Source organism: Croceivirga radicis (assembly GCF_002072105.2).
In the GTDB taxonomy this organism is placed as follows: domain Bacteria; phylum Bacteroidota; class Bacteroidia; order Flavobacteriales; family Flavobacteriaceae; genus Croceivirga; species Croceivirga radicis.
Window position 1 is genome coordinate 1 of the sequence record NZ_MTBC01000003.1, and the last position, 23690, is coordinate 23690.

Annotated in this window: 20 protein-coding genes; 9 read left to right on the forward strand and 11 right to left on the reverse strand. The window is 37.1% G+C overall.

The window, feature by feature from the left end; genetic code table 11:
- Positions 1 to 749 precede the first annotated feature (749 nt).
- The 6 genes from BUL40_RS04945 to BUL40_RS04970 form a co-directional block, all read right to left on the reverse strand.
- Positions 750 to 2078 (reverse strand): IPT/TIG domain-containing protein, encoded by a 1329-nt coding sequence (locus BUL40_RS04945; protein ID WP_080318317.1) that lies wholly within the window; start codon positions 2076 to 2078, stop codon positions 750 to 752.
- A gap of 305 nt (positions 2079 to 2383) precedes the next feature.
- The gene (locus BUL40_RS04950; protein WP_080318318.1) at positions 2384 to 2836 is read right to left on the reverse strand and encodes a DoxX family protein; all 453 of its coding nucleotides are present in this window, start codon (positions 2834 to 2836) and stop codon (positions 2384 to 2386) included.
- 62 nt (positions 2837 to 2898) lie between these two features.
- Positions 2899 to 3465 (reverse strand): Crp/Fnr family transcriptional regulator, encoded by a 567-nt coding sequence (locus BUL40_RS04955; protein ID WP_080318319.1) that lies wholly within the window; start codon positions 3463 to 3465, stop codon positions 2899 to 2901.
- A 105-nt stretch (positions 3466 to 3570) separates the two neighbouring features.
- Positions 3571 to 4185, reverse strand: coding sequence for a hypothetical protein (locus BUL40_RS04960; protein ID WP_080318320.1), 615 nt, complete (start codon positions 4183 to 4185; stop codon positions 3571 to 3573).
- 67 nt (positions 4186 to 4252) lie between these two features.
- Entirely contained in the window at positions 4253 to 6742 is a 2490-nt protein-coding gene (locus tag BUL40_RS04965; protein ID WP_080318622.1) for an ABC transporter permease, read from the reverse strand.
- A 53-nt stretch (positions 6743 to 6795) separates the two neighbouring features.
- The gene (locus BUL40_RS04970) at positions 6796 to 7491 is read right to left on the reverse strand and encodes an ABC transporter ATP-binding protein (RefSeq protein WP_080318321.1); all 696 of its coding nucleotides are present in this window, start codon (positions 7489 to 7491) and stop codon (positions 6796 to 6798) included.
- Between the two features lie 20 nt (positions 7492 to 7511).
- Between BUL40_RS04970 and BUL40_RS04975 the strand changes: the two genes are divergently transcribed.
- From BUL40_RS04975 to folE, 3 genes are all read left to right on the forward strand, one after another.
- A complete protein-coding gene (locus BUL40_RS04975) occupies positions 7512 to 8249 on the forward strand; it encodes an arylesterase (protein ID WP_080318322.1) in 738 nt (245 codons plus the stop codon).
- 208 nt (positions 8250 to 8457) lie between these two features.
- The gene (locus tag BUL40_RS04980; RefSeq protein ID WP_080318323.1) at positions 8458 to 11682 is read left to right on the forward strand and encodes a ligand-binding sensor domain-containing protein; all 3225 of its coding nucleotides are present in this window, start codon (positions 8458 to 8460) and stop codon (positions 11680 to 11682) included.
- 234 nt (positions 11683 to 11916) lie between these two features.
- Complete coding sequence (gene folE / locus BUL40_RS04985) at positions 11917 to 12621, forward strand: GTP cyclohydrolase I FolE (RefSeq protein ID WP_080318324.1); 705 nt, start codon at positions 11917 to 11919, stop codon at positions 12619 to 12621.
- 44 nt (positions 12622 to 12665) lie between these two features.
- Here the strand turns inward: folE and BUL40_RS04990 are convergent, their stop codons facing one another.
- Together BUL40_RS04990 and BUL40_RS04995 are read right to left on the reverse strand one after the other, a co-directional pair.
- Positions 12666 to 14264: a hypothetical protein gene (locus tag BUL40_RS04990; protein WP_080318325.1), complete on the reverse strand. Its 1599-nt coding sequence runs from the start codon at positions 14262 to 14264 to the stop codon at positions 12666 to 12668.
- Positions 14265 to 14437: 173 nt separating this feature from the next.
- Complete coding sequence (locus BUL40_RS04995) at positions 14438 to 15745, reverse strand: sensor histidine kinase (RefSeq protein ID WP_080318326.1); 1308 nt, start codon at positions 15743 to 15745, stop codon at positions 14438 to 14440.
- Positions 15746 to 15869: 124 nt separating this feature from the next.
- Between BUL40_RS04995 and BUL40_RS05000 the strand changes: the two genes are divergently transcribed.
- Positions 15870 to 17186, forward strand: coding sequence for an MFS transporter (locus BUL40_RS05000; RefSeq protein ID WP_176465449.1), 1317 nt, complete (start codon positions 15870 to 15872; stop codon positions 17184 to 17186).
- 86 nt (positions 17187 to 17272) lie between these two features.
- On the opposite strand, the gene BUL40_RS05005 is transcribed toward BUL40_RS05000, so the two are convergent.
- The gene (locus BUL40_RS05005) at positions 17273 to 17734 is read right to left on the reverse strand and encodes a cold-shock protein (protein ID WP_080318328.1); all 462 of its coding nucleotides are present in this window, start codon (positions 17732 to 17734) and stop codon (positions 17273 to 17275) included.
- A 108-nt stretch (positions 17735 to 17842) separates the two neighbouring features.
- Positions 17843 to 18034 carry a cold-shock protein gene (locus tag BUL40_RS05010; protein WP_010516783.1) on the reverse strand — a complete coding sequence of 64 codons (192 nt, stop codon included), beginning with the start codon at positions 18032 to 18034 and terminating at the stop codon, positions 17843 to 17845.
- 249 nt (positions 18035 to 18283) lie between these two features.
- Here BUL40_RS05010 and BUL40_RS05015 point away from each other — a divergent pair, with 249 nt between their 5' ends.
- The 4 genes from BUL40_RS05015 to BUL40_RS05030 all read left to right on the forward strand — a co-directional run bounded on the left by BUL40_RS05015 (position 18284) and on the right by BUL40_RS05030 (position 21524).
- Entirely contained in the window at positions 18284 to 18850 is a 567-nt protein-coding gene (locus BUL40_RS05015) for a DUF4494 domain-containing protein (protein ID WP_010516781.1), read from the forward strand.
- Between the two features lie 80 nt (positions 18851 to 18930).
- Positions 18931 to 19836 (forward strand): DMT family transporter, encoded by a 906-nt coding sequence (locus BUL40_RS05020; protein ID WP_080318329.1) that lies wholly within the window; start codon positions 18931 to 18933, stop codon positions 19834 to 19836.
- A 94-nt stretch (positions 19837 to 19930) separates the two neighbouring features.
- Positions 19931 to 20509 (forward strand): TetR/AcrR family transcriptional regulator, encoded by a 579-nt coding sequence (locus BUL40_RS05025; protein WP_080318330.1) that lies wholly within the window; start codon positions 19931 to 19933, stop codon positions 20507 to 20509.
- Positions 20510 to 20528: 19 nt separating this feature from the next.
- Positions 20529 to 21524, forward strand: coding sequence for an NADP-dependent oxidoreductase (locus tag BUL40_RS05030; protein WP_080318331.1), 996 nt, complete (start codon positions 20529 to 20531; stop codon positions 21522 to 21524).
- Between the two features lie 66 nt (positions 21525 to 21590).
- Here BUL40_RS05030 and BUL40_RS05035 read toward each other — a convergent pair whose 3' ends face one another.
- Positions 21591 to 22631 carry a leishmanolysin-related zinc metalloendopeptidase gene (locus BUL40_RS05035; protein WP_080318332.1) on the reverse strand — a complete coding sequence of 347 codons (1041 nt, stop codon included), beginning with the start codon at positions 22629 to 22631 and terminating at the stop codon, positions 21591 to 21593.
- Between the two features lie 185 nt (positions 22632 to 22816).
- Here BUL40_RS05035 and BUL40_RS05040 point away from each other — a divergent pair, with 185 nt between their 5' ends.
- Positions 22817 to 23620 (forward strand): SDR family oxidoreductase, encoded by an 804-nt coding sequence (locus BUL40_RS05040; protein ID WP_080318333.1) that lies wholly within the window; start codon positions 22817 to 22819, stop codon positions 23618 to 23620.
- Positions 23621 to 23690 lie beyond the last annotated feature (70 nt).

The window sequence follows — 23690 nt, forward strand, 5'->3', positions numbered from 1 at the left end:
TAAAATGCGTAAATTAGCGTTATATTTGTAAGACAAAACATGCTGTAAGGGTTTACATACTATAAATTATAGGACAAATATACAATTAGGTAAAACTGCGCTAATACCACCGTATTTGATATAATTGTAGATATAGCGACACGCCAGTGTTCTATATCGTCAACAATTATGTCATAGCAGTATTACAGAAATGGTCGTTATATATGCTACATTATAGGACAATTGTAGCTATGATAACCTTTAGGCTTATTTCGGCAACGATATTATGTAAAAAGAAATTCTGCTAATAACTCCAACACTTTATCTCACCGTCAAATAAAATCATCTGCTAGATAATTTTATTCGCCACATATGTCAAACAGTTTTACAGGATATTCAATAATATATACGTCACTAAAAATTTTACGGGCAGTTCGTCAGCTTGCCGCAAAAGCTAAAATTTCCCTGCGAACCTATTTTTACATATTTTTTATTTGTGTAAATCCAATAAAAGTTTTCTTTTTAGAACATCTATATATTTAGTCTTAAAGAAAAGAAATCAACTTCAGGAGATTCACGAACTTCACTGTTAAAAATACCAATGCGTGAGCTAAACAAAAATCAAAACTTCAAAAACTTTAGAAACAATTAATGCGCCTTTTGTTTAGCTAAAATTCTATTAGGCTGGATACTTGATAGTCCAACAAAGATTAATATAATAAACAGTAATAAAAATGAAATGTATTTAACTTCTCTAATTGTAATTAAGTCTATTCGTGTTTAATATAAAGAAAACCGTAACCTGAAACTACTATTTTGCTTTTAGAAAAATTTATATGACTAATAATATCAGTTTCTTCAAATTCTAATTCGGTAGTCCATGTCTGTCCCGCATCTAAAGTCGAAATTACCTGATTTTCAGTAGATACTGCGTACCATTCATCTCTGCTTCTGATATAAAAACGTTTTATACCAGAACCTACAGTTGACCACGTTTTCGCTAGGTCTGAACTTCGCAACAAATTATTTTCAGAATCGATTGTAAGGATTAAATCAGTATCAAAAAAATTACCTCGGTAAAGGGTTCTTGCTGTGTTAACAGTTACAGAATCTATTACTTCCCAATTTTGATAATCATCAGATCTCATTATTAAATTCGTATCAGGTTCATCATACTTCCATCTTTTTCGATATACTCCAATACCGTAAATTTTACCATCAGAAGGAGCTTTTTTAATAGATCTTATTGATCCATAATATTGCGCTCCACGCATACCTTCATTTAATAACCAATCTGTATATTGTTTTTTGTAAGTAGTACCAAAATCAGAGGAATACCCATAAGTATACATAAGATTTGAATAAAATACTTGATTCTCGTCTAGTAATATTCTCATATATAAACCACTTCCTGGATCTTGTACAGCTGCGGCCTCATAAATATTCTTTTCCGTTTCGAATTTATTCTCAAATAATTGAAGGCTATACCCGTTGGAAACAGCTGCATTTCCCGTCATGCTATCGATTTCAAAGTTGCTAATACTACCATTCATTATATTAGGTACTTGGGTGGAAATGAATTTCTCAGGAGAAGGTGAGATTTTAAATAGTCTATTCGACGAACCGCTGCCGGAAATAAGGTCACCTAAAACGTATATATCATCTTCTTCTTCTAAAACCACTGCTTTCTTAAATTCACGATTTCTATCGAGAACAAGTTTGTTCCAACCTTTTTTAAGTACGTAAATGAAGGCACTTTCGCTAAGTTTTCCATCTACTTCCACGACGATTTCTGATGGTCCCTCCTCTTCGGGTTCTAGCATAAGTTTTATTTCCGTAGAAGATAATGAACTCGGTGCAATCAATTTATTGTTGACAAAAACTTTCGTTTCGAAATCGATTTGAATAAAATTAGCTCCATTGATAACTAACTCGTCACCCATGAATAAGTATTCTTTAGAAAGGCTGCTTATTGTAGGAATAATGGCTTCTGGCTCTTTATCAATTGGTACAGGAGCTTGAGTATCTGGGTCATCTTTTCCGCATCCTGTAAATAATACTATAAAGAGGGTTATAAAAACTAAGTTTTTAAGTTTCATATTGAGGAATCATTTTATATCCTTAAATAACTATAAATATACCCTATTATTGCTTATTAATGAGTAAACTTTTATAATATCGTATCTATTGATATTAGCCTATGCAATATACATTTCCTCCCTCCTACCGTCGTCGCATAAAAAGTGTTTATTCATGTCTTGTTATTTTTTTTAAAGGTATTCATGAACCTCCTGCGTCGGTTTCATTACCTTTTAGAAAAGATTTTTTACAAGAAATTTTTCTAGAAGTTACTGTGCGGCTTAATCGATTTAGTCGTAAATTTACCACTACTTTTAATGCGCCATCATACTCGTATCGCACTAAAATAGGTCCATACAATAAACAGTATTTGTAAAGGTATTCTAAACCACAAATAAGAAACACCATTACCGTCTAACGTTCCTTTTTGGTAATTCACATTATGTAAAGAAGCATATATGTTTGCCGGTAACATTAAAAGGAGGAAAACAATTAGTGTCCAACCAGATATCACTTTAAATTTTGGGATTAAAAGACCTATGGCAAGTACAATTTCAAAGATTCCCGTTAGGTAGACCATATTTTCTTTAAAAGGAATAAAGGGAGGTATCATCATTGACATGCCTTTGGTAAACACAAAGTGTCCTACAGCGGTGAACACAAGCATTAGGGCCATGGCAATTCTTGCTGCTAAGGCAAAGTCGTACTCTTTTCTTATAAACTTAATGGCAATAAGTGAGCCAATAAACGTGACAAAGAGTATAATTAAGGGTTTCATAATTTTTTAAATTGCTATGGCACAAAGATTAGAAAAGGATAATCAAAAAAAATGAACCCAAGTTAAGAAATGCGTTTTCGTATTCTACTTAAGGCTTGTGGCGTAACCCCAATATAGGAGGCAATATATTTTAGTGGAATTTGCTTTACTAATTTTGGTCTGTCTGAGAATAAGTCCAAATAGCGTTCTTCGGCTGTTTTATTTAAAAATGAAAGTTCTCTTTTCGATTTTATTAGAAACATTTTTTCAGCCATTTTTCTTCCAATAAGATTTCCGTTTTTAGTTTTTTTATAAACTTCCTGCAAATCGTTAGTAGAAATTTTCCACAAGATGGTTTCTGTTAACGTTTCTAACTGATATTCTGATGGGCTCTGGGTTAAAAAAGAGTCGTAGGCGGTAACAAACTCATTATCAAACACGAATCCAAAAGTTAAATCAGACGTTTCTTTTGGAATATATAGTCGGATTATACCTTGTGAAATAAAGGATAAGTACTTTTCCGTTTTACCAACTTCTAAGACTACTGTATTTTTCTCAAGCGCTACTTTTTGCAGTTTAGAAGCGAAAAACTCCCAATCAGAATCGTTCATTGGCGCTATCGTATCAATAAACTTTCTAATTTCTTTCATTTTTTTGCTTGTGTCTAACCCTTAACTATCCGTTATTATTCGAATAGCTGTATGGCATAAAACTACTAAATCTTAGGTAAGGTTTTTAGTCAAACTACATTCACCTCAAAAACAATTGGCCACACAAAAGTTATACAGTTCCAAAATACCCTGTAGTATCACCTTTTCTTTGGATAGGGCTTGCACTACTGCCGGACAATCATAAAAGTAAGCCATTAAGCGTTTCTTTTTAAACCCAAAAATGCCATGCGTAACCCGTACCAGTTCCCTAGAACCCGGTTTGTAGAAAAAGGGTATGGAATCCAAATAAGAATTGTCATCATCTAGGTATAACTGCTCTAGGTACCAAAGCTTAGGGCTGCGTTTTAATACTCTTAAAAATACCTTGGGAGCAGCAGCATCCGTATAATATCGGAACTTAAAAAAGTTGCTTTCTTCCCGTAAACGCATAGAAATATAGTGTTCATTGGCAAATCCGTAACCTAAAATGGCATCTGGGCTAAATTTTTTGGTTCGGGATTTTTCTTTTTGCCTAAACCGTAGGTTATCATAAAGGGCTACAAAAGGTTCTGGGGAACGGTCTTTAATAAAACCGTTTAAGGTATCTCCGTTTTTTGTTAAGATATACCCTGCTACAAACCCTTTGGGTTGTGCATATACCCAACCACTACCCCAACCCAAAACCAGCAGCAAGAGCTGTACGCCAACTATTTTTTTCATACCCTTTATGTAATTGCCAAAACATAGCACAATAGTTGTACCAAGATGGGTTGCGCAAACCTGGCTTTTAACCTACGCCACGCAACACCTCCAACGGCGAGCTTTTTAAAACAGGACGTATATTACTTAAACCAATGGCTACTACCAACAATACCAATGCAGGCAAAAACACCAATAAGGGCCAAATAGTGGGTGCAAACGTTTCCTCAAACAGGTAAAATGCCAAAGCGGCGCTGCCCGCCAAGGCCAATACTAAGCCTACCAAACACCCTAAAACACCTAAAAAAAGGTATTCTAGTATGGCTATGGTAACAATATGCTTGTTTTTTGCTCCCAAAGTACGTAGTAGTACGGCCTCGCGTATGCGCTGGTATTTAGAGGTGCGTACAGAACCAATAAGCACTATAATTCCGGTAAGTATGCTAAAAAAGGCCATAAAATTAATAACCCAAGACACCTTATCCAGTATATCCTCTATGATGGTGTATACCTGCCGTAAATCTATCAATGAAACATTGGGGAACGATGCTACCAAGTCGCGCTGCAAATAGGCAGAACGTTCCTCGTTAGGAACATGGGCGGTAAGTACATTAAATTGCGGAGCATTTTCTAGCACCCCAGCGGGGAAAACAATGGAAAAATTGAGTTGCAGGCGGGTCCAATCTACTTGTCGCACACTGGCCACCACGGTTTCCATTAAAACGCCCTGCACGTTAAATACCACTGCATCGCCCACTGCTAATTGGGCATCCCTAGCAATGTTATCAGATATGGATATTGGAATGGTGCCTTGCTCGTAATTGGCTATCCACTCCCCTTTTTGCAACTTTTCACTCCCTATTAAACTGTCCCTATACGTAGTTCTAAATTCATGGTTTAAAATCCACCCCCTAATGGTACTGGTGGTGTCTTTTCGTATCTCGTTAAGGCCAACCCCTTTTATACTGTGCATGCGCATGGTAACCAAGGGAATATTGTTGATAATATCAATCTTATTTTTATTGAATACCCCTACCACGGCATCCAACTGCTTGGTCTGTATATCCAAAGCCACCAGATTGGGACTTTTGGCATTGTTTTCTATACTGGTTTTGGCCAATAGCATATCCTTGCTCAAATACAACGTGCTAATTAAAAAGGTACCCAAACCAATGGCCACCAACAATACCATGGTTTGGTTGTTGGGCCTAAACAGGTTTAACAAAGGCTGCCGTAGGGTGTAACTCGCTTCTTTTGGAAAAAAGTACTTTACCAATTTCATGGTAAACAGCGCAATACCGGCCAAAATAGCAAAGGTAACCACTACCCCAACCACAAAAGCCAAAGCATACGCACCGTCTTGTAACAACCAAAACGAAAAACCATACAAAAAGCCAAAAATTAAGATACCCAAAACCCATCTGGCCAAAGTAGATTGTACCGTACCGCTATCATCAATACGCAATACGGCTAAGGGGGATACGTATAAGGTTCTCAACAAGGGCAATAACGCAAATAAAACGGACATAAAAACACCGAGCAACACGCCTAAAATCAAGGGTTGTGGTAGTAATTCTATGGTTACATTAAATGGCAATAAGGATTGCAATATATAGGGAAACATACTTTGAACGCCCACACCCAAGGCCGTACCCAATAAGCCACCTAATAAACCAATACCCGCAATTTGGATACCAAAAATCAAAAAACTTAGTTTACGGCTGGCTCCCAAACATTTGAGCACTGCCACAGCGGGTAACTTTTCCTTAATATAGATGTTCACAGAACTGGCAATACCCACGCAACCCAATAATAATGCAATAAAAGCCACCAAATTCAGGAATTTACCCACATTATCGTACCGCCGTCCTAACCGACTACTGGTACTGGTGTGGGTATCAATATCGGCATTTTCCATATCCAACATGGGGTCCAACGTTTTGTCCAATAGCGCCAAATCTACCGTTTCGTCCTTAAAAAAGTATTGGTATTCTTTACGGCTACCAAATTGGAGCAATTGGGTCTGTTCTACGTAGGCATAAGGAATAATTACCGGTGGCGCAACGGAGGTAGAAATAGCCGTTGTACCCGGTATGGCTTTTAGAGCACCGGCAATGGGTAAGGTAACCTCCCCTATCTTAATAGAATCTCCGGGAACCACATTGTATTGAAGCATTAAGGTAGCATCTACCAAGGCTCCGCCTTGCTGTTGATAGGTGTTTCCTGCAGTTGGAGGCTCCGAATCAATTTCGCCATAAAAAGGAAAATCGCCAGCAATACCCCGTACGCGTACCAAACGGGTACCGCCATTTTTTGGAAAAGCCACCATGGAAACAAAATTCACTTCCATGGCTTGCGGACCTAACGAATCAATTAGCTGCTGGGCCCTCTCCGTGGGTTCTTGGTCCGTATCTATTAGATAATCCGCGCCCATAAGGCTTTTAGATTGCCCTTGTATATTGTTTTTAAGGTTACCGCTAAATAGTTGAATGGAGACAACGGCCGCAATGCCTAAGATAATAGATGCCATAAACAACAGTAAACGGACTTTACTGGCCTTGGCATCTCGCCACGCCATTTTAAAAAGCCATGCCGTGTTGGCTTTTTGGGTTGGTTTTAGGGGGATGTTGTTCAAAATGCCGCTACTGGTTGGTTACTAACTACTTGGCCGCCTTTTAAACGTAAAATTTGCTGTGTTCTACGGGCCAAATCCATATCGTGCGTAATTATTACCAATGTGGTACCCGCATCCTGATTTAATTCTAACAAAAGCTTAATAACGGTTTCACCTGTTTCTTCGTCCAAATTACCCGTGGGTTCGTCTGCAAATAAAATAGAAGGTCTGTTGCTAAATGCCCTGGCCAAGGCCACCCGTTGCTGCTCCCCACCAGACAATTGGGATGGGTAATGGTCTAACCGATTGCCCAAACCTACTTTTTCTAACAACTCTTTTGCTATTTGGGAGGCCTTTTTATCTCCTTGTAAATCTAAAGGCACGCTTACATTTTCCAAAGCGGTTAGCGTAGGTAACAGCTGAAAATTCTGAAATATAAAGCCCACTTCTTGATTGCGAAGTTGCGCACGTTGGTCTTGGGTCAATTGTTGCAAATTGTGCCCGCAAAGGGTAACCGTACCGGCATCTGCCGTATCCAAGCCTGCACATAGACCTAACAAAGTGGTTTTACCACTACCAGATGGGCCAACTATGGCAAAGGTTTGTCCTTTGGCCACCTCAAAAGAAACGTCTTGTAAAACCGTAAGTTGTTTTGCGCCACTAGTGTAGTTTTTTTGCAGCCCATTAATCTTTAATATCTTTGAATTATTCATGTTAACCCCGTTATACGCCAATGTCTAAAACTAAACAATCATACACAGATACACCACTCCAAACCAACCCAAACTTCTTAAAATTCTGTTATTTACTTGCCGTTTTACTGCTGTTTTCTTGCAAGGAAGCCCCTAAAGGAGAAAAAAGGGAGGTAGCGGAGCCCAAAGAGGTTACGGAAGAAACGGTTGCCACCACGAACAACAAAGTTATCTTGTTCTTTGGTGATAGCCTTACGGCCGGGTATGGTCTGGACGATACCAAAGATGCCTATCCTGGGGTAATACAAACAAAAATAGATTCTTTAGGTTACCCGTACGAGGTGGTCAACGCCGGTTTAAGCGGCGAAACTACCGCAGGCGGTCTAGGGCGTATTAATTGGATATTGGCACAAGACATAAGTGTTTTTGTACTAGAATTAGGTGCCAATGATGGGTTAAGGGGTACCGCCCTATCTGAGACCAAATCTAATTTGCAAGGAATAATAGATGCGGTACGTAAAAAAGATGCGAATATTCCCATCATATTAACCGGGATGCAATTACCACCCAATATGGGAAAAGACTACACTACAAAATTTAGTCAACTATTTAAAGACTTGGCCGAAAAGAATGACCTGGTGTTGGTGCCTTTTTTACTAGAGAATGTTGGTGGCGTAGCCCAATTGAATCAGGCCGATGGTATACACCCCACAGCAGCAGGACACCAGATATTGGCCAATAATGTATGGCTTTACCTAAAACCGATTTTGGAACAGTAGTTTAAAAACGCCTACATTTTGGCTTTTGATTACGGATTAAATTGCAATTGCTATTAACCATAATGGTGCAACTAAAATATTGTGGGTAAAGCGTTTAAATCTATAAAAACCACAAATTATATGCCTTTCCCAACAAAACTGCAGCCAGCAACGAATTATTTATTTTATTTGTAAGTTTTGTATTACAAATAATCGCATATAGCCTATAATGATTAAAATTCCCCGAGTCATTTTTGCCTTACTCCTATGTTGGAGTTCTTATACATTGGGGCAAGCTACAAAAGATTCCATAGTCTTCCACCCTATTGGAGGCAAAGCGTTCCAAGGTTCCTCTACGCAAATTTATCAAGATAGTAACGGCTTTATGTGGATAGGAACTACCAATGGTATTTACAAATATGATGGTGGTAATTTTAAGTTGTTTGATGCCACAATTGACGGTAAAGTAGGTCTTACCGACGGATACATCAAATGCTTTATAGAGGACGACAAACAAAACCTAATTATAGGTACGTTATTCGGCTTAAACATCTATGATAGAAAATTGGACGTAGTTAAACCCTATACGTTTAAAGAGACAGCGCAATTTCTACAATCCAAATACATAAACGCTTTATTTCAAAAAGAAGAACAACTATGGATTGGAACTTTTAGAAATGGACTTTATAGACTTAATACAGAAACTGGAAATATTACCAAAATAACCCTCCCCAACCCCAAAAAAAGTGTAGATGTAGGCATTTACGGCATTCACGAACATCAAAATAGTAATAAATATATCGTAGTAGCTAGTGGAGCCGTATATTCCGTAAATAAAGACAAAGGAGATTTGGTATTCGAAACAAACGAGTACATTCAAAAGTCTTTCTTAACTCCAGATGGCAATACGCTTGTATTAGGTACCAGAAGCGGCAAATTATTGCTTTTAGACCTGCATGCAAATAGAAATCTAAACGCCAAAGAAGTAGCAATTACACCCAACCATACCATACTATCTTTAGCAACGGATAGGTATGGAAATATTTGGTGTGGCACCGAAAATAAAGGAGTTGTAATTTACCATCCTAAAACAGGTACCACTAGTAGATATATAAACGATTTAACCAAACCCTATGCCTTGCAAGGGAATTCCATTTGGAGTTTGTATTATACCAAAGACAATACCATGTGGCTAGGTATTTTTAAAAATGGGCTTAGCGTTTATGACTCCAATTACTTCAAATTTGAGCACGTAAAAGCAAATCCGTTTAAACAAGATTTACTCAACAATAATAAGATTAATTGCTTTTATGAAGATCAAACTGGTAATGTATATATTGGAACAGATGGTGGTGGTCTTAATTATTGGGATAGACAAACAAACACCTATACACACTACAATCTAGACAACAATAACTTTTACACCAACGTGGTTCTTTCTATTTTACCAGATGGCCACGGCAATTTATTGATAGGTTCTTGGGCAAACGGATTAGGTATTTTCAATTTAGAAACGAAGAAATTTAGAGTATTGACCAAAGAAAATTCGTTTTTGGATTCGAACCACATATTCGATATGACCAAGGATAAAAAGGGACGTATTTGGATTCCCACTTTTTATGGTGGATTGCATTGGTATAATCCGGTAACCAACGCTAGCGGTACTATACCTCTTAAGAGCAACAAAGGTATTGGTGATGCCAACAGTATTTCTAGAGTATTAACTGCAACGGATGGTACTATTTGGGTAGGTACCCAAAATACCGGACTTTATAAAATTATAGAAGCAGAAGACGGTAACTGGATTATAAAACAATTTCAAAAAGGAGGTGATAATTCACTTACCAATGATTTTATCAATTCAATTTACCAAGATAGGGACAGTACTATTTGGGTGGGAACGGAATCTGGTTTAAATACGTATAATGCTAAAGATGATATATTTACCCCAATTAACATCGAAAATACCCTAAAAGGTAGTCCCGTAAGAGCCATAATACAAGATGCTGACGGATACTTTTGGTTAAGTACGGACAAAGAATTGTTACAATATAACAACACTACCAAAGAAATCTTTAGGTATACTATTACAGATGGTTTGCAAGCCAATGAATTTAATAGAAGTGCTGTTTATAAGACCAGTAATGGCCAATTATTATTTGGTGGTAGTGACGGATTTAATTTGTTTTTTCCTTCAGAAATAAAAAAAAGTACAAAACAACCGCCATTGTATATTTCTAAGCTTAAAATTTTTAATCAGCTTGTAACGCCTAATGACGATTTTGCTGTGCTGGAAAAAGATATTAGCCAAACCGATTCTTTAAAATTATCCTATAAACACAATGTAATCGATTTTGAATTTAATGCCATTACCTATAAAAATGCAGCAAAAGTTAAATATGCCTATTATTTAGAAGGGTTTGAGAACGAGTGGAATTACGTAGAGAATAGAAACACGGCAACGTATACCAACTTAAATCCAGGAACGTATACCTTGCATATAAAGTCTAGCAATGCAGACGGTATATGGGTAGAGAATGCCGTAAGTGTGTTTATAAAAATTACGCCCCCATTTTGGGAAACCTGGTGGTTTCGTATAAGTATAACATTGGTATTAATTGGATTGGCCTATGCCTTTTATCTTCAAAGAACCAGACGTATAAAAGCGTATCAGCGGCGGTTAAAAAAAGAGATTAAAGCTAGGACCTTTGAATTGGAACAGCAGCAACATAAATTAATAGAAACCGCCAACCAACTTTCTGAAAGAAATGAGGAAATTAAACGGTTTACCTATGCCCTATCTCATGATTTAAAAAGCCCTCTTGGCAACATTACCTTGCTCACCCGTTTTATTGCAGATGATTTGGGGGATAAGAAATCCAAAGACACGGAAAAGTATCTAGAATTTATAGATGAAGCATGTACTACGCTACAGACCTTGATTGCAGATATCACTGAAATTGCCAAACTAGGACATATTAAAAATAAGAACGAAGCGGTAGATACACGACAAATTGCCCAAAAAGCAATAGCTATGATGGTTAGTCGTGTACAAGAACAAGACGTTAAAATTCTAATAGCCGAGAATATGCCGGTTCTTGTAGGTGATGCTAACCGATTCTTTCAAGTGTTCGAAAACTTGTTGGATAATGCCGTAAAATATATGGGTGATCAAAAAAATCCGTCTATTACCATTGAATCCCATACTACTGTTGATGAAATAAAGATTACAATAACGGATAATGGTTCTGGAATGGATAAAAATGCGCTCAACAAGTTATTTACGCCCTTTGAACGCTTTAATTCCAGCACAAAGGGTACCGGTTTAGGCTTGTTTATGACCAAAAAAGTTGTGGAATCGCACGAGGGGACTTTAACCGCTAGTTCTGCTGGTAAAGGAAAGGGCTCAACATTTGAATTAAGCTTTCCGCTTAGCCGTTTGCACTGCGCTTAAGGTAGTCCCTACTCCACACAAAGTTGGCTTTTTTTAAAGAACAATCATTTGGTTCTGCAAATGAATTGGCTTAAGTATTAGATGTTCTATTCCTGTGATTTACTAATGGATTATATCAGGTTTTATACTTTTGTTTAATAATTAACAAATAATATTAAACAATATCCGTACTTTTATAAAAAGAAATTTAATTGAACTGGGAACCAATAAGCCGTTCCACTGGAATTAAAAGCTATGAAAGAAAAAGATTTAGTATTAGAAGCATTAACGGGAACCAACGGGTATTTAAACGGACATACACATGAGGAAATAGGAGACGACCATCTTTATACTGGTGTGGAAACGCCTTTGAAAGCGAATGCCTTTGAACTTAGCAATCAAGAAAAGAAAAACCGTATTGCGGAATTGTTTGCAGAAATAATGGACGTTATGGGATTGGACCTCACGGACGATTCCCTACAAGGAACCCCTATGCGCGTAGCCAAAATGTATATAGATGAAATTTACTCTGGTTTGGACCCTGCCAACAAACCTAAAGTGGCCTTGTTTGAGAACAAATACCAGTACAACCAAATGCTGGTAGAAAAAGACATTACCTTCTACTCTAATTGCGAACACCATTTTGTACCTATTATAGGTAAGGCCCACGTGGCATACATATCTTCTGGTAAGGTAATTGGTTTATCTAAGCTGAATAGAATTGTGCAGTACTTTGCCAAAAGACCACAAGTACAGGAAAGACTTACCAACCAGATTGCACTAGAACTTCAAAAAATATTAGATACAGAAGACGTTGCCGTTATAATAGATGCCAAACATTTATGTGTTTCATCTAGAGGTATAAAAGATGATACTTCTGCTACGGTAACATCCTTTTATGGAGGTACATTCAACACCCCAGAAAAGATTCAAGAATTATATAACTATATAAACAATTAAAGCGGCCCTGAGCCACCTTAATTGTTTACAAATTATGCGCAGGCCTACCCTTTTTGTAGGTCTGCCGCTTTTTTAAAAGCCTCCTTTGCAGGTGCCTCATAACCCAATTTATCATAGGACTCCCCTAACTTTTGCCATACTTCTGGCTTATTGGGATACGATTCTGATAACAATTGGTATATCAATAAAACACCTTCATGTTGGCCTTGAAACGTCATGTTCTCCGCGGCTTGCATAAAGTGTTGGTCAAAAGGAATATGGGCATAGATTGGGTCCCTTAAAATTCTGGCAGATTCTGCACGCAGCTCTTCTATTTTCCCTGCAACGAATAAATCTGTTAAATGTGCCATGGGGTCGGCAATAAAACCTTCCAAATTGTTTTGTATTATAAAATCCACCACAGGATCTTGATTTTGTTGGTATTCCTTAAACGTTGGCTCAATAGCGATAACTGGCACCGTTGCATCTGCGTTTTCCCATTGCGGCATATCTTGCCACCAAGCAAAAGACAGATAGGCTCTAACTTTGGAATTGGGTAATTCTATTTTCTTATTGTCTCCATAAAAATTCTTGTTTTCTGCCGTTGGCTCGCCAATCATAATAGCATTGGTATAGTTTTCTATCTCATTGGTTAAATTTTGACAAGCCGAAAACGTTTGCCTACCGGTAATGAAAAAGAACTTACCCTTTTGGTTCAATTTAGGCCTAGCCAATATGGCCTGTATTAACCCTTTGTTATTATAGTTATTACCACCGCCGTTTAAACGAACATCGTAAATAAATTTAGTTACCTCATGTGTATCTGCAAAAGCGAATAATCGCTCATAAAAATCCTTGATAGTTTCTGTTTCATGATTAAAAACAGAACTCTGGCGAACGTAAAGTGTTTTGGATTCTTCCAAATACTCAAAGTTAAAATAAGTGTCGTTCAACTGTTTTAAATAGAGTGGCGTTTCGGACTGATTTCTTGCGCTTACCCAATTTTGGTTTGGTATGGTAAGTAAATAATCTGTAGAGCGGTCTTTGTACGCTATGTGTGGTAAAGTATAGGTAAAGCGTTTGCCTTCTTTTTCGAAAGTCATTTCCGTAGCGTCTGTATAGTTGGGTACCACCCCTTGGGCATGTAATACAGCAGGTACCGTTAAAAAGCGTAGCCCGTATGCCTTGAAATAACTGTTGTTCTCTACAGGCACAACAGGTCGTATCCGTTCTAAAGCTTCTGTAATTGGTGTTTCTCCAACTTTAATCACCTTAGCTCCTAGTATTTTTTTATGTTCCTTAGTAGTACCTTCTACAAAAACCCCATCTTTAAAATGGTATAGGTTAAGCGGTAACACTCCTTCTTTACCAAGGGTACTAAAAGGCACCTGGGTATGGCCGTATTGAAAAAGAGATACAGTTCTAGAGAACCCTACTTTAATTTCATGTGGCTCCAAGTTGGGTATTTCTTTATACAATTGCGCAACGGCCTTGTCCCAATTTTCTTTTGTTACTTTTTTAAATAGAAATGGAAAGTTGGCATGTACTTGGTCTTGAAGAAAGGTTAAATCTTCTTGCCATTGTGCAGATGTTAGTGTTGTTTCTGTTTGGGATTGTCCTTGGGCAAATACCAAAAGAACTAATACGATGATTGTTTTTTTCATGATGATTCTGATTTGTTAGTACATCACAAAAGTGCATCTTCTTATACATTACCAGCAATACAATTTACTGAATTGTAGAATTTAAGGCGCGAAATGTAAATAGTTAGAGACTGTATTTTACTTAATTAAAAGCTTCAAATGACGGTTGTAAAAACTTAAATACCAATATTATATTATTCTTTAGACTTAGCTACAACGGCTTTTGGTAAACTAAAGTGAAAGGTAGACCCCAACCCTTCTGTGCTCTCTAACCAAACCTCGCCTTTGTAATGTGTAACTATCTTTTTAACTATAGATAAGCCAATACCAGAGGAGCTTGCGGTATTATCTAGTTTGGTGAAAATTTTAAATATGCGGTCAAAATAGGCTTGGTTTATTCCTTTGCCATTGTCTTTAACATAGAACTCATAAGCCTCTGGCCTATCAAAATATCCGATAGCAATTTTACCCTTTTCTTTGTCGGAATATTTTATGGCATTCTGAATTAAGTTTTGGAACACTTGTCTAATACGCCATGTATTTCCATAAAGTTTAGGTAAAGGTTCTTGAACTTGCAACGTAATGTGTTCTGGAACCAAAAGGGTCTGTAGTACTTCATTTATAATTAAATCCGTACTAACCCAAGTGTCTTCTTCAGAAATACGGTCTACTGTAGAGTAGTCTAAAATACCTTTAATGAGCAAATCCATTTTCTCTACATTAAAAAGTACTTGTTTAAGGGTTTGCTTGTCTGCTCTATCCAAGCTCTCCCTCTTATCTTGCATATACCAAGAAAGTAAGGTATGCATATTTATTAAGGGTGCCTTCAAATCATGCGAAACCACATGGGCATATTCGTTCAAGGCTTGGTTTTGTTCTGAGAGCGATTGTAATAACTCTTCTTTTTTAGCCTCTTGTTCCTTAATTTTCTCTTCTTGTTCTTTACGCTGTATTAAATTGACCAACATGTTGGCATAAACAAAAAGAATATCTTTTTCGTTATCGTTGTATTTGTTGATTCTTCTAACCGAATCAAAACCAATAAACCCAATAAGTTCATTGTTTTTAATTTTAGGTATGGTTATAAGGCTCTGTATTCCTTGTGGTTCTAAAATAGCCCTTAGCCCCATTTCTCCGTCGTCTGGCAGTTTGCTAACATCTTCTACCCAAAAAGCCTCTCCTTTACGGTGGGCTGCTAGCCATTGCGGTATAAAATCTACCGGAACATTTTTTAGATTATCTATCTCTGGTGTTATGCCATCTGCACACCACTCATAGGTATTGGTGGTTGTATTGGTTTCAAAGTCATAAGAAAAAATATAGCTCCTATCAGATGCTACAAACTCTCCTATTTGTTTTAACGATTTATTGATTAGTTGGTCAATATCCGATAGGTCAGAATTAATATAAGTAGTAGAAATACTGATAAGTAGTTCTTGAAAGCGCAATTGGCGTTCAATGATTTGGTCTTTTTCTTGCTGACTTATAAGATTCTCGTTCATAAACCGATAGTGCTTAGGTTATTAAAAATACTACAAACCAAGATATTAATACAACTGAATTACCAGAAAGCTTTGTTAATTGAACAAAACGCAAAAAACCTGCGGTAAATTGTATCTTTTAAGAATGAAAACCAATTCTTTTACCGAACGTTTATACGACTATCTCAACAACGAGGAAGATGCACGTGCCTGTAGTGCTATTAGTGAAGATGCCTGCAAAGAAACACCCAACAACTATTTTCTGATTCTTTTGAGCAATACCCTTACCAAATTAGGTGACACCCTTAGCAATCCTAAAACTGTATTAACATGGGTAATGAGTTATGTTAACGCTCCAGTATACCTAATTAGTTTTATTGTACCTATACGGGAATCTGGCTCCATGTTGCCCCAGATTGTAATTGCCAGTTACGTTCGTACGCAAGAACGGCGTAAATGGATCTATGTAATAGGAAGCGTATTACAATGCCTGAGTATTGCCGCCATAGGTTTTGTCACCTTATACACAGAAGGTGTTACCGCAGGATACACTATAATTCTATTGTTGGTTCTTTTTAGTTTATCGCGTGGCTTATGCTCCATAGCATCTAAAGATGTATTGGGAAAGACCATTCCGAAAAAAAAGCGCGGTAAATTAAAGGGCTATACCGTTTCCGTATCAGGAGTATTGGTTTTGTTAGCAGGTTTATACATTATTTACAGGTCTAAAAGCGATGCAAACGTTACGTTTTATGCTGTTTTGTTATTTTTTGCCGCTAGTTTATGGCTATTTGCAGCACTGGTCTATGCTTTTATAACAGAAGAAAAAGGTGCTACGGATGGCGGTAAAAACGCTTGGAAGGAAGCATGGCAAAGAATGAACATAATAAAAACCGACAAGCATTTTAGAAACTTTGTTATCGCTCGATCCCTTTTATTGTGTTCGGCACTTACCGCACCTTATTATGTATTATTGGCACAAGACAATTTAGGTAAAGAAAGTTACTTGTTAGGGTTATTTATTTTGGCAAATGGTCTTGCTTCTATTATTAGCGCACCTATATGGGGTAGAATGGCAGATACGTCTAGTAAAAAAGTTATGGCCATAGCAGCATCTTTCGCTGCCATTTTAGGTATTGCCATGTTCTTTATCATCGCCTTTTTGCCCACTATTAAAAGTAGCTTTTGGCTGTATCCAATCGCTTTCTTTCTTTTAGGTATTGCCCATAGCGGAGTAAGGCTAGGAAGAAAAACATATATAGTGGATATGGCAGAAGGCAACCAACGTACAGATTACGTCTCCGTAAGCAATACATTGATTGGCGCCATACTATTATTAACCGGGGGTATTAGTGCATTGGTAGCCTTAATTTCTACCAAAGGTGTAATACTTGTTTTATCCGTTTTTGGAATTTACGGTGCATACCGTAGTTATAACTTACCTAATGTAGAATCCAAATAGATTTTATCAGAAGTAAATTACTTGTCCACACAATTTAAACGTAAGTTATTTTAAGTGTAGCTTTAACTATTTAGTTGTGATAAAACTTAAGATTTATCTAGATTTACACGAACAGCGTTCATTCCACGTTGGCCTTTTTCAAGCTCAAAGGTAACCTTGTCATTTTCTGTGATTTCGTCATTTAAACCACTTACGTGACAAAAATACTTTTCGTTATTTTCAGAATCAATTATAAATCCAAAACCTTTAGAGTGGTCAAAGAAAGACACTTTTCCTTTACGGATAGGGTCAAATTTATCCTCTTCGGTTTCTTCTTTCTGTGGAATTCCCAAAACTATTTCAGAGGCATCAATTTCTTCCTCTTCTGTTGGTTCTGGTGGTGTATCGGTAAGGTTACCAAATTTATCCACGTAAGCAAAAGGTATACCACCGTCGCTATCCTTAGATTCGGCACGCCTTGCTTCTTTCTTTTTTAGCTTTTCTTCTCGTTTTTTAAGCTTCTTTTTTTCTTTTTCCCTTTTATTAAAGGTTTGTTGTGATTTTGCCATATTCTGTGTTAGCCGATAAGGTAAGGCTTTCTATACTAATTTCCTTGTATTATCATAAAAAAAGCCCATCTGTTTCCAGATAGGCTTTTTGTTTTTGGTTCTATAGGGTTAGATGACCTTTACGTTCACTGCATTTAATCCTTTTCTACCTTGCTCTAAATCAAACTCAACTTGGTCACCTTCGCGAACTTCGTCAATTAATCCAGAAACATGTACAAAGTGTTCTTTGTTAACACCCTCTTCAACTATAAATCCAAATCCTTTGGTGTCGTTGAAGAATTTTACTGTTCCTTTACTCATGTTATTGTACTTAATATTAAATTGGCCGCGAATGTCGTACTAATAAATGATTATAGCACTATAAAAGACAATAATTCTTTAAAATAATAAACACTTGGTTGGTTGTGCACATAAAATTGTAGAAATAACTAATCCATTCATTATCTGGCGACTAGTACTTAAAGCTAGAAATTGTGAATATCTATTGCTTTTTTATACCAAATTGGCGTACCCTAAAACCTATATTTGGCACCCCAAAAATTATGAATTATGAGTGCAACTTGGTACGAGTGTAAGGTAAAGTATAGAAAACTAGATGAGGCAACTGGAATGCAAAAGGTAAAAACCGAACCCTTTTTGGTAGATGCAATATCTTATACGGAGGCAGAAAGTAGAATTACCGAAGAAATGCAAGCGTATTTAATGGATAGTGAAGAAATTAAGATCACCAACATTAAAGTGGCCAATTATGCAGAAATACATCCATTTGAAAATACGGACAGATGGTTTAAATCTAAGGTTGCCCTAATTGCATATGATGAGGAGAGCGGCAAAGAGCGGAAAACCAACATGTATTTATTGGTTCAGGCCAACGATGTTAAGGAGGCCTATGATAATACAATTGAGGTAATGAAAGGAACTATGGGTGAGTATACCATACCGGCCGTTTCCGAATCTCCTATCATAGATGTTTTTCCTTATTTTTCTGGCGATGAGGACGAAATAGAACGACTTGAAAAATTTAACGCAGCTAAAAATTCCGTACCAGAAAAATTAGAAATGGACGAGGACTTAGAAATGGCCGATGTGCTGGCAACTGTAGATGAAGAAGAATAAATTATTAAAACGATAATTAAAAGACCGCTAACCTAAAATTAGCGGTCTTTTTTATGCAATAAACTATCTTCGCGCGCATTATGTGGATGTATCTTGGATTATTAGCGGCCTTATTTTTAGGATTACACAACCTTTGTAAGAAACATGCCGTACGCAATAATGAGACTTACACCGTGCTGTTGGGCACTTTGGTTGCAGGCTTTTTGTTGCTTTTACCATTGTTCATAGGTTCTCTTTGGCAACCAGAATACCTGCAACAAATACAGCTTTATGTAACTCCATTATCTATTAAAGAACACGGATACATAATTATAAAAGCAATGATAATGGCTGCTTCTTGGGTTTTGGCCTACCAAGCGCTTAAGCATTTGCCTATAACCATTGTAACCCCAATACGCTCTGCAGGCCCTTTCTTTACTTTTATTGGCGCGATTTTAATTTATCAAGAACGACCAAATTTTTGGCAATGGATTGGGTTCTTTCTAATAATTTTATCTGTTTTTCTGTATTCCCAGATTGGTAAAAAAGAAGGAATAATTTTTAAAAGCAATAAATGGATATACGCCATTGTGGCCGCAACTTTTTTAGGAGCAAGTAGCGGATTGTATGATAAATTTTTAATTCAAAGTCTAAATCTTAATCCCCCTACCCTACAGTTTTGGTTCTGCACGTATACCATGCTCTTTATTGGTGCCATTGTACTTTATAAAAGAAATAAAAGTATTGCCGTTAAGCAAAGTTTTCAGTTTAGATGGACCATACCTGCGGTTGGCGTATTGTTGCAAATGGCAGACTATTTTTATTTTAAGGCCTTACAAGACCCCGAAGCACTAATTATGTTGTTATCTGCTATCAAAAGAAGCCAGATATTAATTGCGGTAGTTTTAGGTGGTCTACTCTTTAAGGAAAAGAACAAACGAAAAAAATTGGTACCCCTATTTGGAATTCTCATTGGGGTGTTCCTTATACTTTATAGCAACAAATAGTTTATCTACACTAATCCTAAGAGAATGCTAAACCTTAAATAAAAATGAATGTTCATTCTTTTTTATGGCTAAATTTGCTTAGAAAACATTAGGAATGGCACGGTTACAAAAAAGTTTAGAAAAGAAAGATAGACTACTACAAGCTACAATAAGCCTGGTAAACAATAATGGATTTCATGCTGCGCCAATGAGTAAAATAGCCAAAATGGCACAGGTATCACCTGCTACCATTTATCTATATTTTGAAAACAAACAGGACTTGGTAAATCAAGCCTACTTAAATGTAAAAGCAGATTTTACCTCTTATATATTTAAATCGGAAACCGCACACCTACCCCTTAAAACAGCCTTTGAACGTATCTGGCGCGCTATATTTAATTACAAGCTAGCCAACCGTGCAAACGCTTTATTTTTAGCACAGTGTGACAGCACGCCCATGATAGATAAAACTATTAGAAATCAAGGAATAAAACATTTAGAACCCTTATTAGAACTTTGGGAAAAGGGAAAAAAAGAAAATCTAATAAAACCATTAAGCAATTACTTGCTCTATGGCTTTACAATTAATCCTATTGCCTTTTTAATATTAATGGATGAACGTGGCAGTTACCAAATAAACAATACAATAATAGACCAAGCGTTTGAAACGGCTTGGCAAAGCATAAAAGTTTAACTAAGAGAAATGATTTATTATGATAGATACTATTTTATTTAAAAGTAGACCGGTTGGAGAACCTACTTTAGACAATTTTGAATTTACCCAAGAAGAAACGGCTGAACTTAAGGATGGACAGCTTAGGGTTAAAGCAGCATATATTTCTGTAGATCCTTATCTAAGAGGTAGAATGAGTGCCGCCAAGTCTTATATACCTCCCTTTGAAGTAGGCAAGCCCCTACTATCTGGTATGGTTGCCGAGGTAATAGAATCTAAGAACGAAGGGTTTAAAAAAGGAGAATTTGTTTCAGGGATGCTTCCATGGAAAACCGAACAAGTAGTAGCTACTGAAGGATTGCAGAAGGTAGACCCAAATTTAGCTCCCTTAAGCGCTTATTTGGGCATAATTGGAATGACAGGACTAACAGCTTATTTGGGCTTACATGAAATAGGCAAACCAAAAGAAGGTGAAACTCTGGTCGTATCGGGAGCGGCTGGTGCAGTTGGTAGTGTTGTTGGGCAAATAGGCAAAATATTAGGACTTAGGGTAATTGGTATTGCAGGAAGCGATGAAAAAACAGCAATGCTAAAATCTAAATTTGGGTTTGATGCCACTATCAACTACAAGACCACGGAAAATATGCAACAAGCTATAGCGGAAGCCGCTCCTAATGGCGTTGATATCTATTTTGATAACGTTGGAGGTCCAATTTCAGATGCGGTACTATTCAATATCAATCGTTTTGCACGTATGATTATCTGCGGTGCAATTTCTGTATATAACAACACAGAAATACCAACCGGTGTGGCAGTGCAACCCTTTTTAGTAAAGAATAGCGCACTAATGCAAGGATTTATAGTTTCTAATTATGCAGCTAAATTTCCAGAAGTAGCAAAACAGTTGGCAAATTGGTTGCAACAAGAGAAATTAACGTATACCGAAACTGTTGTAGAAGGCTTCAAAAATACACCACAAGCGTTTTTGGACATGATGAATGGAAAAAACAAAGGAAAAATGGTTGTAAAGGTATAGGAGTTGTTGGTATTCTTAAAATAAAAAAGCCCGCAAACTGCGGGCTTTTTACGTATTATAAAAATTCTATTTCTTTTTGGTGCTTACAAAACCAATTGGTTGTAGCAATACTTCTTTTTCTGCAATATTAAGTCCGGCATCACCACCTTCTGCCGTAAGCGTATTTGGGTCTACTCCTTCGGTACCTTTGGGTAAATCATAAGATTCTCCAACGCTTGCAGCTCCATAACCCAAATCTTTCATAGAGCCTGCTGTTATCCTACTTAAAGGATTTTCGCCCAAGTTTAAGAAACCTGTCATTAATTCATTATTTAATACAGACTCTCTCCAATGGCCAAATGCAGTCCCAGGACCACCTACATTTTCTATCGGTAATTCATTTAAACCACCTTCTGCATTCCAAAATACATTGGCTTTACGTCCTGCAAAGTAAGGTTCTTCTAAAGTACCTTGTAATAATTCTCTATCCCCAGCATTCCATAAAGTACCTACGCCCAATACGTGTCCCATCTCATGAACAATTACTTCTTCGAACAAATCTATTTGGTCTAAGAAGCCCAAATCATCCACATCAAAAAACATAACACCAGATAGCGTTAAAAAGTCGCTAGTACGCACAAATCTAGGACCTGCTTGTCCTAAAATACCTCCAGGGCCATCAATTGGTGCCAACGCCACTTCAATGATGATATCATCAACGGTTTCGTTATCCAATACTGGTGGCAAGCCATTAAAAGCAGATGGTAATGTACCTGTAAAAGAAGGTACGTCTTTAATAATAATACGTTCCCATCTTGCCGCTGCTGCTTCAAAAACGTCTATTTGACGTTCAGTAGGTGGTACAATATACTTTAAGGTTATATTGAAACGGCCACGATCCGGGCCAGGTGCCGTGGTTGTTTTTCCTATTAAATTATCGGTATTGGTTCCTTCTATGTAAATATAATCATCTGGGTTTGGTGCAATGGTTAAACTAGTTTCCTTGGCCGCTTCTACAAACGTTTCTGGTGTTTCTTCTACTTGCTCTTCCGCGCAAGAACCAAAAAATAAGGTAACAGCCATTGTTCCTATTCCCATGTAAGAAAATAGTGTTTTGTTTTTTTTCATAATTAGTCATTAAAGTTAGTAATGGATTCTAGTGCAGTAGAACCGTTCTCGTTTTGTTAAATATAGTTAAAATAGTCTAGTTACAACTTCTTGTTAACCATTACCATCATTGCATTGCATCAATTTTAAGTGTATTACCGTCAATACCTTGCAGCCATTGCTACTACATTTAAACAAAAAATTAGATGGTTAACGTATTAAAAAATCAAACCGCCTTGATAACGGGTAGCAGTTCTGGGATAGGCAAAGGTATAGCAGTTGCAATGGCCAAAGCTGGCGCTTCCGTAGTCCTTATTTACCATAATAATAAAGAGGGGGCAGAAGAAACGGCACAACTAATTAATTCGTTAGGTGCAAAGTGTATTGTATTACAAGCAGATGTGAGCAAAGAAGCAGCAGTAAAAAAGTTATTTACCACTGCCATTAAAGAGTTTAACACTGTTGATATTGTAGTGCCCAATGCAGGCATCCAAAAAGACTACCCATTGCATAAAATGCCATTAGCGGCTTGGCAACAGGTATTGGATATAAACTTGACCGGGCAATTTTTATGTGCCAAAGAAGCCATAAACCTATTTCTAAAACAGGGTATTAGAAAAGATATATCCAAAGCGGCCGGTAAGTTGATCCACATAAGCTCCGTTCATGATGTAATTCCTTGGTCCGGACATGCCAATTACGCAGCGGCGAAAGGGGGTTTGGATATGCTAATGCGAAGTATTGCTCAAGGATATGCGGCGAATAAAATACGGTGCAATGCCATAGCGCCCGGGGCAATTAAAACCAAGATTAATGAAGACGCAAGAGATACGAAGGAAGAACGAGAAGCCATGCTAAAATTAATACCGTATGGGCGTATTGGCGAACCGGTAGATATTGGTAATGTAGCTTGTTGGTTGGCAAGCGACTATTCTGATTACATAAATGGTGAAACAATATATGTAGATGGGGGTATGACAACCTACCCAGGATTTAAGGGTAATGGTTAAAAAACCTTTAAATAACGGTTAACGATAACATTAAACCTATTCGTGTTAATAGCAATTTTTGATCTAGAAT